11 protein-coding genes and 1 pseudogene are annotated in these 12,127 nt (G+C 70.6%); 9 read left to right on the forward strand and 3 right to left on the reverse strand.

The features are described from left to right. Window positions 1-82: 82 nt before the first annotated feature. The 4 genes from AC230_RS25045 (at window position 83) to AC230_RS25060 (ending at window position 3,460) form a co-directional block, all read left to right on the forward strand. Window positions 83-598, forward strand: coding sequence for a GNAT family N-acetyltransferase (locus AC230_RS25045; protein WP_049718569.1), 516 nt, complete (start codon window positions 83-85; stop codon window positions 596-598). A gap of 80 nt (window positions 599-678) precedes the next feature. Continuing rightward, window positions 679-960, forward strand: coding sequence for a DUF4229 domain-containing protein (locus AC230_RS25050; RefSeq protein ID WP_049718570.1), 282 nt, complete (start codon window positions 679-681; stop codon window positions 958-960). A gap of 386 nt (window positions 961-1,346) precedes the next feature. After that, on the forward strand, window positions 1,347-2,690 hold the full coding sequence (locus tag AC230_RS25055; protein WP_049718571.1) for a dicarboxylate/amino acid:cation symporter: 1,344 nt from the start codon (window positions 1,347-1,349) through the stop codon (window positions 2,688-2,690). 155 nt (window positions 2,691-2,845) lie between these two features. Then, window positions 2,846-3,460, forward strand: coding sequence for a TetR/AcrR family transcriptional regulator (locus AC230_RS25060; RefSeq protein ID WP_049718897.1), 615 nt, complete (start codon window positions 2,846-2,848; stop codon window positions 3,458-3,460). A 249-nt stretch (window positions 3,461-3,709) separates the two neighbouring features. On the opposite strand, the gene AC230_RS25065 is transcribed toward AC230_RS25060, so the two are convergent. Next, window positions 3,710-3,916 (reverse strand): cold-shock protein, encoded by a 207-nt coding sequence (locus AC230_RS25065; RefSeq protein ID WP_049718572.1) that lies wholly within the window; start codon window positions 3,914-3,916, stop codon window positions 3,710-3,712. 284 nt (window positions 3,917-4,200) lie between these two features. Between AC230_RS25065 and AC230_RS25070 the strand changes: the two are divergent. Beyond that, window positions 4,201-5,093, forward strand: a pseudogene (locus AC230_RS25070) (menaquinone biosynthetic enzyme MqnA/MqnD family protein). 64 nt (window positions 5,094-5,157) lie between these two features. Here the strand turns inward: AC230_RS25070 and AC230_RS25075 are convergent. Together AC230_RS25075 and AC230_RS25080 are read right to left on the reverse strand one after the other, a co-directional pair. Then, window positions 5,158-6,255 (reverse strand): alpha/beta hydrolase, encoded by a 1,098-nt coding sequence (locus AC230_RS25075; protein WP_078871554.1) that lies wholly within the window; start codon window positions 6,253-6,255, stop codon window positions 5,158-5,160. 80 nt (window positions 6,256-6,335) lie between these two features. Further along, entirely contained in the window at window positions 6,336-7,454 is a 1,119-nt protein-coding gene (locus AC230_RS25080; RefSeq protein ID WP_107082233.1) for an alpha/beta hydrolase, read from the reverse strand. A 264-nt stretch (window positions 7,455-7,718) separates the two neighbouring features. Between AC230_RS25080 and mqnC the strand changes: the two genes are divergently transcribed. The 4 genes from mqnC (at window position 7,719) to AC230_RS25100 (ending at window position 12,080) form a co-directional block, all read left to right on the forward strand. Further along, complete coding sequence (gene mqnC, locus AC230_RS25085) at window positions 7,719-8,930, forward strand: cyclic dehypoxanthinyl futalosine synthase (protein WP_049718573.1); 1,212 nt, start codon at window positions 7,719-7,721, stop codon at window positions 8,928-8,930. Between the two features lie 2 nt (window positions 8,931-8,932). Further along, window positions 8,933-9,574, forward strand: a complete 642-nt coding sequence (locus tag AC230_RS25090) for an amidohydrolase family protein (RefSeq protein WP_049718574.1) — start codon at window positions 8,933-8,935, stop codon at window positions 9,572-9,574. A 386-nt stretch (window positions 9,575-9,960) separates the two neighbouring features. After that, the gene (locus AC230_RS25095) at window positions 9,961-10,659 is read left to right on the forward strand and encodes a demethylmenaquinone methyltransferase (protein ID WP_049718575.1); all 699 of its coding nucleotides are present in this window, start codon (window positions 9,961-9,963) and stop codon (window positions 10,657-10,659) included. 140 nt (window positions 10,660-10,799) lie between these two features. Further along, the gene (locus AC230_RS25100; protein WP_049718576.1) at window positions 10,800-12,080 is read left to right on the forward strand and encodes a geranylgeranyl reductase family protein; all 1,281 of its coding nucleotides are present in this window, start codon (window positions 10,800-10,802) and stop codon (window positions 12,078-12,080) included. Window positions 12,081-12,127: the final 47 nt, after the last annotated feature.

A 12,127-nucleotide genomic window follows, 5' to 3' on the forward strand; every position in this document is an offset into this window, starting at 1 on the left:
CGTCCGCGCGAGGTGACAGCCCCGGTGCCCGGCGCCGGGGTTTTCCTTGCACCGGGGAAGACGTAATGGTTGCATCGCAGCCATGCCTCTTACGTTCGTCCGTGACCCCCAGCTCACCCCCGGCCTCCGCGAGGAATTCTTCCGGCTCTGGTACGACGTCTCCCAGGCCGGCGGCGCCGTCGGCTTCATGGCGCCGGTGACCGCGGAGCAGATCCGCCCGTACGCCGAGGCGCACACCGCCAAGGTCGCGGCGGGCCGGGTGCGGATGCTGGCCGGGTTCGAGGACGGACGGCTGGCCGCCACCGCGTTCCTGCAGCCCAACGACGACTACAAGACGGCCCACTGGGCCACCGTCGTCCTGGTCATGGTGGACCCGGCGCTCCAGGGCGGCGGCCGCGGCCGGCAGCTCGTGGAGGAGGCCGTCGCCATGGCCCGGGACGCGGGGCTGGAGGCGCTGCGCCTGGAGGTGCGCGGCGGCACGGGCACCGAGCGCTTCTACGAGGGGTCCGGCTTCAAGGAGGTCGGACGGCTGCCCGCCGCCCTGCGGTTCGGCGACGACTACCGCGACGACATCGTCATGTGGCTCCCGCTCGCCTGATCCACTGCTCGCCGTGCTTGACTGGTAGGGCCCGTTTGGTAGCCGCCTACGAAGAAGGTCCGTCCGTGAGTAGCCAGAACGTGAGTAGCCAGAAGTACGCCTCGCTCCGCTACACCGCCCTGCGGTTCGGCCTGCTCGTCGCCAGCTTCGCCGTGGTCTGGGTGCTCTGCTACGCGGGCCTGATCCCGCTCGGCGTCGGCAACTCGAACCTCTTCTGGATGGTGCTGCTCGCCCTCGTCATCTCGGCCCCGCTGAGCTGGGTGCTGCTGCGCAGGCAGCGCGACGCCATGGCCGAGCAGGTCGCCCGGCGCGTGGACCGCACGAAGGCGCGGCTCTCGGCGAACGCGGGCCAGGAGGACTGAGCGCCCCGCCCGCACGGCGCGTCCGAGCAACGAATCGGGAGCAAAAGGGCGTTTTTCATCACATCGCGCCGGTGGCCGGGCCGGGGAGCAGCCGCTCCCCGGCCCGGCCACCGGCGCTTTCGCGTGTCAGGAACGTGCCGGAACCCAAAGAGACCCTTTGGGTTCCTCAAAGTTGCAGTGTTAACGTATCGACATGAAGACAGCAGCAGCGCACCGCCTCCCCATGGGTCCCGCGCTCGTGGCGCGCCTGCACGTCGATCTTTGCCGCCGTCCGTCCGCGGCCTGTTGCCGCCGCTGACCCGCACCATGCGGCCGGAGATCCCGCACGTACGGACCTTCGGCGCCCCGCGCCCCTTTTTCGCCCCCCGTCTGTCCCGGAGTTTCCGTTGTCATCGACGCCCCCCGCCGCCACGGCCCCGTCCCGCGGGCCGCGGTCCTTCCCCGGCCGGATAGCCAAGGTGCCCTTCTGGGCCCAGATCCTCCTCGGTCTCGTCCTCGGTGCCCTCCTCGGCTGGGCCGCCCGCAGCGGCGACATCGGCTGGCTGCAGACCACCCTGGACAAGATCGGCGACCTCTTCGTCCAGCTGCTGATGGTCGTGATCGCCCCGCTCGTCTTCTTCGCGATCCTCGTCTCGATCACCAATCTGCGGAACGTCTCCAACGCCGCCCGGCTGGCGACCCGCACCCTGCTCTGGTTCATGATCACGTCGCTGATCGCGGTCAGCATCGGCCTGGCGATCGGCCTGCTCACCGACCCCGGCGCGGGCACCGGCCTCACCGCGGCCGACGGCGGCGACCCCAAGAAGAAGGGCTCCTGGCTCGACTTCCTCACCGGGATCGTGCCCACCGACGTCATCACGCCGTTCACCCGGCTGAACGTGCTCCAGATCGTCTTCATGGCCGCCGTCGCCGGCGTCGCCGTCCTCCAGGTCGGCGAGAAGGCCAGGCCCCTGCTGACGCTGAGCGAGTCCGTGCTGGAGCTGCTCCAGAAGGTGCTGTGGTGGGTCATCCGGCTCGCCCCGCTGGGCAGCCTCGGCCTCGTCGGCCACGCCATCCACACGTACGGCTGGGACCTGATCGGCCAGTACGCCACCTTCACCGCCGACATCTACGTCGGCTGCGCCATCGTCCTCTTCGTCGTCTACCCGCTGCTGCTGGCCGGCTTCGCCAAGGTCAACCCGCTGCAGTTCTTCAAGGGCGCCTGGCCCGCCATCCAGCTGGGCTTCGTCTCCCGCTCCTCGGTCGGCACGATGCCGCTGACCCAGAAGGTCACCGAGCGCCTGGGCGTGCCCAAGGAGTACACCGCCTTCGCCGTGCCCTTCGGCTCGACGACCAAGATGGACGGCTGCGCCTCCATCTACCCGGCCATCGCCTCGATCTTCGTGGCGCAGGTCTTCGACGTGCCGCTGGACCTGCGGGACTACCTGCTCATCGCCTTCGTCTCGGTGATCGGATCCGCCGCCACCGCGGGCCTGACGGGCGCGACCGTGATGCTCACGCTGACGCTGTCGACGCTGGGCCTGCCGATGGCGGGCGTGGGCCTGCTGCTGGCCATCGACCCGATCGTGGACATGGTCCGGACGGCGACCAATGTCGCCGGCCAGTCGGTGGTGCCGATCATCGTGGCCTCGCGGGAGAAGATCCTCGACCGCACCGCCTACGACACCGTCTCCGCCTCCGGCCTGGACCGGGAGGAGACCGCGCGGCCGGCCGCCGTGACCGCGGCGTAAAACTTCGCCACCTGATCGTTACGGCCTGATGGCCACCCTTGACGTCCCTCCCCTCCGTGATATTACCTGCCGGTAATGTAGCGGGGGCGGAGGGATGTTTCGTTGTGACCACTGCACATGTGACCACCGCGCGGACCAAACCCAAGGCCAGACGGATGCCCCGTGAGGTCCGCGAGCGGCAGATGCTCGACGCGGCCGTCCGCGTCTTCGCGCGGCGCGGCTACGGCGCGGCCTCCATGGACGAGATCGCGGAGCTGGCCGGGGCGTCCAAGCCGCTCGTCTACCTCTATCTGAACTCGAAGGAGGACCTCTTCACCGCCTGCGTCCGGCGCGAGGCGGACGTGCTCCTCGCCGCCGTCCGCGCCGCGGTGCGGCCCGAGGACCCGGCCGAGCGCCGACTGTGGAACGGCCTGCGCGCCTTCTTCGCGCACACGGCCGAGCACCCGGAGGGCTGGGCGGTGCTCAGCCGCCAGGCCCGCTCCTACGGCGAGCCCTTCGCCGGCCTCGTCGCGGAGCTGCGCGAGGGCGTCGTCGACATCATCGTCCGGCTGATCGAGGAGGCGGCCGGCACGGAGTCCCTGGACGGGTGCGAGGCGTCGGGCCTGGCGTACGCGCTGGTGGGCGCGGCCGAGTCGCTCGCGGACCGGGCGACCTGCCCGGAGGCGGACGCCCCCGCGGCGAGGGACGCCGCGGCGACGCTGATGAACGTGGCCTGGGTGGGCCTGGAGAATCTGGTGAACGGCCGGCGCTGGGGGGTGGTCAGGGCCTGACGAGAAGATCGTCGCAGCCGCAAACACACTGAATTTCGGCCGAACGGGTGTCCGGGAAATCGAGGCACTGTACGAAATGCGTCACGATGCCGACGGCCGAGGTGCCCGGGGGAATGCGACGGGCACGTGGAGAAAACGTGAATTCCCTGTTCCCGCCGGGTGCGGCCGGCCCGGCAAACGGCAGGAGCCCCGTCCGTGGGACGGGGCTCCTTGGGGTGCTGCATCAGCCGCGACGCGACCGCTCCCAGTTCAGGACTGGGGGGTGACGTTCTCCGCCTGCGGGCCCTTCGGACCCTGGGTGACGTCGAAGGTCACCTGCTGGTTCTCCTCGAGGGAGCGGAAGCCGGAGGCGTTGATCGCGGAGTAGTGGACGAAGACGTCGGGGCCCCCGCCGTCCTGGGCGATGAAGCCAAAGCCCTTTTCAGCGTTGAACCACTTCACGGTTCCGGTAGCCATAAAGCCCTCCTATGGGCCAAAGGGTTGCCCTGCTCCAGAACCTGCGAGAAGTCTGAAAACTACAAAAGCCTGCGGGTTACATGCTCCGCAGGCTCTGTACTGCAAGGGAAACCAAACTGCAACTTGCGCCGAGCGTAGCACGGGGGCTTCTCGCGGCGGAAGAGTCGAAGATCACGCTCAAGGTGGGTTTTCGGCCTCGCAAAGCCGGAAAAGATCGCGGGTCGGGCCGGAGGGGACCGGACCCCGGGCGGGGGCCTCCCCGGCGGCGGGACTAGCCTCCGGATGTGGACCATTCAGCACCCGACGCCCCGACCCCAGCCCCGGCGCCCCGGCGGGAGCACCGCAGCCGTCCGCGCGTCGGTCACATCCAGTTCCTCAACTGCCTGCCCCTGTACTGGGGGCTCGCCAGGACCGGCACCCTGCTCGACCTGGAACTGTCCAAGGACACCCCGGAGAAGCTCAGCGAGGCCCTCGTTCGGGGGGACCTCGACATCGCCCCGGTGACGCTGGTCGAGTACCTGCGCCACTCCGACGACCTCGTCGCCCTCCCCGACATCGCCGTGGGCTGCGACGGCCCCGTCATGTCCTGTGTGATCGTCTCCCAGGGGCCCCTGGAGAAGCTCGACGGGGCGCGCGTCGCCCTGGGATCCACCTCCCGCACCTCCGTGCGCCTGGCGCAGCTGCTGCTCACCGAGCGCATCGGTGTGCGCCCCGAGTTCTTCACCTGCCCCCGGACCTGGGCCAGATGATGCAGGAGGCCGAGGCGGCCGTGCTCATCGGCGACGCCGCGCTGCGCGCCTCGCTGCACTACGCGCCCAGGCTGGGCCTGGAGGTCCACGACCTGGGGCGGATGTGGAAGGAGTGGACGGGCCTGCCGTTCGTCTTCGCCGTGTGGGCCGTGCGGCGGGACTACCTCGCCCGGGAGCCGCGCACGGTCCGCGACGTCCACGAGGCGTTCCTGGCCTCCCGGGACCTGTCCCTGGCGGAGGTCGGCAAGGTCGCCGAACAGGCCGCGCGCTGGGAGGCGTTCGACGCCGAGCTGCTGGAGCGGTACTTCACGACGCTCGACTTCCGCTTCGGCGCCCGGCAGTTGGAGGGCGTGGCGGAGTTCGCCCGCCGCACCGGCCCGACGACGGGGTACCCGGCGGACGTACGGGTGGAGCTGCTGGGGTCCTGAGAACGGCCGGAGCCCCGGCCCCCGTCGACGGGGGCCGGGGCTCCGCGGTGCGCGGCGCGGGGCGTCAGCCGACCGGCTTCTGCATGTGCTCGCTGATCCACTGGATCAGGCCGCCGGTCTCCATGTTGGGCACGTACGTCTTGGCGTTGTGCTCGCCGTTCTGGATGACGTAGTACTTCGACTTCACCGGGCCCTTGTTGCCGTACTTGGCGACGAAGGCGTCGATCGGGGGCTTGACCGGCTCCTTGGCGCCGACCTGGAGGGCCAGGTAGACCTCCGGGCCGCCCTTGGCGATCAGCCGCTTGGCGAGCACCTTGGAGTTGTTGTCGGCCTGCTCCTTCTCGTGGCCCTTCCACAGGCGGGAGTCGGGGACGATGTCCGGGCCGGAGGCGATGACGGCCTTGAACTTGTCCGGCTTCTGCAGCACGGCCTTGAGGCCCGCGGTGCCGCCCGTGGAGGAGCCCATGAAGGCCCAGCCGTCACGGGACTTGATCGTCCGGAAGTTCTCCTTGATCAGCTGCGGGACGTCCTCGGTGAGCCAGGTGCCCATCTTCGGCTGGCCGGGGATGTCGCTGCCGTCCCAGTACAGGCCCGCCTTGGGGTCGTGCGGGTCCTTGTCGTGGTTCTCCGGGTTGAGCACCGGCATCGCGATGATGAACGGCAGGCTCTTGCCCTCCTCCGACCACTTCTGGACCGACGACTGGAGCTTGAGGTCCGTGCCCATCCAGTAGTTGTTCGGGAAGCCGGCGCCGCCGGGGAGCGCGATCAGGACGGGGAAGCCCTTGTCCTTGTACGCGGGGTCGTCGTACTGCTTGGGGGCCCAGACCCACACCTTGCCGGTGAAGCCGGACTTCTTGCCGGTGTACGTCGTGACGGCGATCTTGGTGCCGTTCTCCGGGACCGTGCCGGAGATCTTGAAGCCGGCGTCCGGGCCGAGCGGCATCAGGGCCTTCGACCCCTCCTTCTGCGGCCCGCCCTTGCCGTCGTTCGCGCCGAAGCTGATCGCCTCGCCCTTGTCCGAGAAGACCTCGAAGTAGTCGAGGACCGGGTAGGCGATCGCGCCGAGCAGGGCTATGCACACCGCGACCAGGGTCCAGCGCTTGGCGCGGGAGGCCCGGCGACGGCCCCGGGATTGGTAGGCACCGTTGGTCAACTGGCTCATCCTGTCCCTCTGGACGTGTCTCCTGTCCCGAAGGACATGACGGTCGGTCTACCGCGTTCGGTACGCGCTCTCCACCGCGATCAGGAGGCGGGGACCGGCCCCACCATCTGGTCGCTGATCCACTTGATGCTGCCCTCGTCCATGCCCTTCACATAGCTCTTGGCGTTGTGCGAACCGCCCTGGATGACCTGGAGGTGGGTGTGGATGGGGCCCTTGTTGCCATAGGTGGCGATGTACTTGTCGACCTTGGGCTTCACGGATCCCTCCAGCGTGCCGTACTGGAACGCGAGGTAGACCTCCGGGCCGCCCTTGGCGATGAGCTGCTTCGAGAGCACCTCGGGGTTGTTCGCCGCCTTCTCCTTCGGGTGGCCGTTCCACAGGCGGGAGTCGGGGACGATGTCCGGGCCGGAGGCGATGACGGCCTTGAACTTGTCGGGGTGCTTCAGCACGGCCTTGAGGCCCGCGAAGCCGCCGGTGGAGGAGCCCATGAAGGCCCAGCCGTCACGGGACTTGATCGTCCGGAAGTTCTCCTTGATCAGCTGCGGGACGTCCTCGGTGAGCCAGGTGCCCATCTTGGGCTGGCCCGGGATGTCACTGCCGTCCCAGTACAGGGGGTCGGCGTTCTGCGGGTTGAGGACCGGCATCGCGATGATGAAGGGCTTGCTCTTGCCCTCCTTCGACCACTTCGCGACGCTCGACTCCAGGCCGAGGTCGGTGCCCATCCAGTAGTTGACGGGGAAGCCGGGGCCGCCGGGGAGGGCGATCAGCACCGGGAAGCCGCTGTTCCTGTACTGCTCTTCCTTGTACTGCTTGGGGGCCCAGACCCACACCTTGCCGGTGAAGCCGGACTTCTTGCCGGTGTAGGTCACGACGCCGATCTCGGTGCCGTCGCTCAGCGTGTTCGCGTTCTTGAACGCGGCCGCGGGGCCGGTGGGCATCGCGACCTTGGAGTCGGCGGCCGGCTTGGCGCCGTCGTTGCCGCCGGCCTGGCCGCCGCCGGTGCCGTTCGCGGGGATGTCCTGGCCGAAGCTCACGGGTTCCCCCTTGCGGGAGAACGGGCCGATCTCGAAGTACTTCAGCACTCCGCCGGTGATCAGCCCGAGCACAGCTATGGAGGCCACCACTATGGTCCAGCGTTTGCCGCGGGAGGTCCTGCGGCGGCCCTGGGAGCGGTAGGCCCCGTTGGCTGAGTGCGTCATCGCGTCGCTCCGGACGATTCTGCTGCCCCGAAGGACATGACGGTTCGGTTTGTTCCGTCCTAGGGGATGGGCAAATGCGGGAGGCGGGTTCCTGGGACGGCTCATGAATTGAGTCATAGGCTGAAAATCGGCTCCGGCGGGGCGGGTGCGACGAGGGCCGGGGCGGGGCGGGAAGACCCCCGGGCCGACCCCTCGGCCGTGGCCGCCCACCCCGGCCGCGTACGCTGGATCGGACCTTACGAAACCCCTCCGAAGGGACGCACGGTGACGGAGAACGCCGACCTCACGCCCTCTGACATCGCGGCCGTCCTCGACCGCGCCGCCGACGGCGGCCGGATCACCCCGGAGGAGGCGCTCGCCCTCTACCGGCACGCCCCCCTGCACGCGCTGGGCGCGGCCGCCGATGCCGCGCGCCGCAAGCGCTACGCCGGCACCGAGCACATCGCCACGTACATCATCGAGCGCAACATCAACTACACGAACTCGTGCGTCACCGCGTGCAAGTTCTGCGCCTTCTACGCCCCGCCCAAGAGCGACAAGGTCTGGACGCGCCCGCTGGACGACATCCTGCGCCGCTGCGCGGAGACCGTGGAACTGGGCGGCACCCAGATCATGTTCCAGGGCGGCCACCACCCGGACTACGGCGTGGAGTACTACGAGGAGCACTTCTCGGCGATCAAGAAGGAGTTCCCGCAGCTCGTCATCCACTCCCTCGGCGCGTCCGAGGTCGAGCACATGTCGCGCATCTCGGGGGTCTCCGCCGAGGAGGCCATCCGCCGCATCCACGCCGCCGGCCTGGACTCCTTCGCCGGCGCCGGCGCCGAGCTGCTGCCCGCGCGGCCGCGCAGGGCGATCGCCCCGCTCAAGGAGTCGGGCGAGCGCTGGCTGGAGATCATGGAGCTCGCCCACAACCTGGGCGTCGAGTCGACCTCGACGATGCTGATGGGCACGGGCGAGACCAACGCCGAGCGGATCGAGCACCTGCGGATGATCCGCGACGTGCAGGACCGCACGGGCGGCTTCCGCGCCTTCATCCCGTACACGTACCAGCCCGAGAACAACCACCTCAAGGGCCGCACCCAGGCGACGATCTTCGAGTACCTGCGGATGATCTCCATCGCCCGGCTCTTCCTGGACAACGTCGCGCACATCCAGGGCTCCTGGCTGACCACCGGCAAGGAGATCGGCCAGCTCTCGCTGCACTACGGCGCGGACGACCTCGGCTCGATCATGCTGGAGGAGAACGTCGTCTCCTCCGCCGGCGCCAAGCACCGCTCCAACCGCATGGAGATCATCGACCTGATCCGCAAGGCGGGTCGCGTCCCGGCGCAGCGGACGACGACGTACGAGCACATCGTCGTCCACGACGACCCGGCGAACGACCCGGTCGACGACCGCGTCGTCTCCCACCTGTCGTCCACGGCGATCGAGGGCGGCACCGCCCACCCCGAGCTCAAGCTCCTCGACGCGCGCTGAGCGTGCTGACGATCCATGCGGCGGGGCTGCTGCTGACCGGCGCGGACGCGCCCGCCGTCCCGGACGGCGCCGTCGTCGTCGACGGCCCGGCCGTCGCGGCGCTCGGCCCGCTCGACGCGCTGGCCGCCGCGTATCCGGCGGCGCGGGTGCGCCGGTGGCCGGGCGTGCTCACGCCGGGGCTGCGGCAGTGGCACGGCGAGGCGCTGCTGGAGCGTACGTACCACCCCGATCCGCGCGAGTACGACGCGGTGGGCGACCGTCCGCTGACCGGCGAGCGGCTCGCGGCCCTGGAGATGAGCGAGACCCGCTGGGCGGGCAGCGTCCGGCGCGGCCTCCAGCGGCTCCTGCGGTACGGGACGACGGCGGTGGCCGGGGAGTTCACGGACCCGGTGGTGCGGACGGCGCTGGCGCGGTCCGGGCTGCGCGCCGTTCCGGGCGCCGGGGCGCCGGGTGGGGAGCCGGACCTCGATCCGCTCCGGGCCGCCGGGGGCCCGGCCGGCGCCCTCGCGGGCGCGCTGACCGTCGGCGGCCGGGCCGACCTCGCCGTCTTCGACGTCCCCGACGAGGCGGCGCTGACCGAGCGCGGCGCGGGGACGTGCGTGGCGACGGCGCTGGCGGGGCGGCTGGTGTTCCGGGGGCGGTGAGCCCGGCACGGAGAACCGGTGCCGTGCCGTCAACGATCCGTAAGGGCGACGGACCCCCACGTCAGGACCCCATCAAGAGGAATCCCTCCCACCGCCCCCACCGGGCAGGATGATCACCGCGGGGACGGCCGCTCCGGCCGCTCCGCGGTGCGACTTCGAGGGCCCGGCCGGCCGCTGGACGGCCGGCCGCAAGGACGCGCGCCACCGGCGCGGACCGCGCCGCCGACGGGCGGCGGGGAAACGGGGGAAGGCCGGTGGTCCCGGGGGGCGGGGGCCCACGGGAAGAGCGCGGTCCGCACCGCGGAGCGGTCGTCGATCCGGGGCGGCCGTCCCCGTCCAGAGCCCCCTGTGACGGAGGGGCCGGGCCGGGGGTGAACAATGGGGGAGTGACCCGAGCCTCCCTGGACAAGCAGCCGCACGAAGTCGCCGCGATGTTCGACGACGTGGCGGCCAAGTACGACATCACCAACGACGTGATCTCGCTGGGCCAGGCCCGGCGCTGGCGCAAGGACGTCGCCAGGGCCGTCGCGGCCCGTCCCGGGGAGAAGGTGCTCGACCTCGCGGCCGGCACCGGCACCTCCTCGCTCTCCTTCAGCGCGGACGGCGCCTACGTCGTCCCCTGCGACTTCTCGCTCGGCATGCTGCGCGAGGGCAAGAAGCGCCACCCCTGGATGCCGCTGACCGCCGGCGACGCCACGCGGCTGCCGTTCGCGGACGGCGTCTTCGACGCGGTGACGATCTCCTACGGACTGCGCAACGTCCACGACACGGACGCCGCGCTGCGCGAGATGCTGCGCGTCACCAGGCCCGGCGGGCGCGTGGTGATCTGCGAGTTCAGCCACCCCACCTGGGCGCCGTTCCGCACGGTGTACTCGGAGTACCTGATGCGGGCCCTGCCGCCGATCGCCCGGACGGTGTGCAGCAACCCGGACGCGTACGTCTACCTCGCCGAGTCCATCCCCACCTGGCCCGACCAGCCGGCGCTCGCCGCCCGGCTCCAGCGGGCCGGCTGGTCGAAGGTCGCCTGGCGGAACCTCGCGGGCGGGATCGTCGCGCTGCACCGGGGCGTCAAGCCCGCCGGGTGAACGGGCGCCGCCCGCCCGCGTCCTTTCCGGGGAGTGCCGACCCGGCGTCAACAACCCGTGCCCGTTCGCCCATGGGTGGCTCATAGACTCGTCTGAGGCCGAGGCGGCCCCGCCTCCAATCACCGAACGGGAGAGCCGACATGAGCGACGTCCCTGCCGAACACACCGCCGATGTGATCGTGGTCGGCGCCGGTCCCGCCGGCTCCACCACGGCGTACCACATCGCCAGGACCGGACTCGACGTCCTCCTCCTGGAGAAGACCGCGTTCCCGCGCGAGAAGGTCTGCGGCGACGGCCTGACCCCGCGCGCGGTCAAGGAACTCCTGGCGATGGGCATCGACATCTCGGAGGAGGCGGGCTGGCTGCGCAACAAGGGACTGCGCATCATCGCGGGCGGCAACCGCCTCCAGATGGACTGGCCGGAGCTGGCGTCCTTCCCTGAGTACGGACTCGTCCGCAAGCGCGACGACTTCGACGACCAGCTCGCCCGGCAGGCCGTCAAGGCCGGTGCCCGGCTGTACGAGCGCTGCAACGTCGGCGCGCCCGTCGTCGACGACCGCACCGGCCGGATCACCGGCGTGCACGCCAAGCTCGGCGAGGAGAAGAGGCCGGTCACCTTCCGCGCCCCGCTCGTCATCGCCGCGGACGGCAACTCCAGCCGGCTGTCCCTGGGAATGGGCCTGCACCGGCGCGAGGACCGCCCCATGGGCGTGGCCGTCCGCACCTACTTCACCTCGCCCCGCCACGACGACGACTACCTGGAGTCCTGGCTGGAGCTGTGGGACCGGCGCGGCACCGAGCCCCGGCTGCTGCCCGGCTACGGCTGGATCTTCGGCATGGGCGACGGCACCTGCAACGTCGGGCTCGGCGTCCTGAACACCTCCGACACCTTCAAGGACCTGGACTGGCGCGAGGTCCTCAAGGCCTGGTGCGCCTCCATGCCCGAGGACTGGGGCTACACCCCGGAGAACATGTCCGGCCCGATCCGGGGCGCCGCCCTGCCGATGGCCTTCAACCGCCAGCCGCACTACACGCGCGGCCTGCTGCTGGTCGGCGACGCCGGCGGGATGGTGAACCCGTTCAACGGCGAGGGCATCGCCTACGCCATGGAGTCCGGCCGGATCGCCGCCGAGGTCGTCGTCCAGGCCCACGGCCGCGCCGCGGCCCGGCGCGAGGTCGCCCTCCAGCGCTACCCGAAGGTCCTCAAGGACACCTACGGCGGCTACTACACGCTGGGCCGGGCCTTCGTGAAGCTCATCGGCAACCCCAAGGTCATGAAGATCGCCACCGAACGCGGCCTGACGCACCCGCTGTTGATGAAGTTCACGCTCAAGATGCTGGCCAACCTGACCGATCCGACGGGCGGCGACGCCATGGACCGGGTGATCAACGGTCTGAGCCGGATCGCGCCGCGGGCATGACGCGGGGCTGACCGCCAGGCGGGGGCGGGCCATGTCACGTCAGTTGT

This window comes from Streptomyces caatingaensis, assembly GCF_001187435.1.
Lineage (GTDB): Bacteria > Actinomycetota > Actinomycetes > Streptomycetales > Streptomycetaceae > Streptomyces > Streptomyces caatingaensis.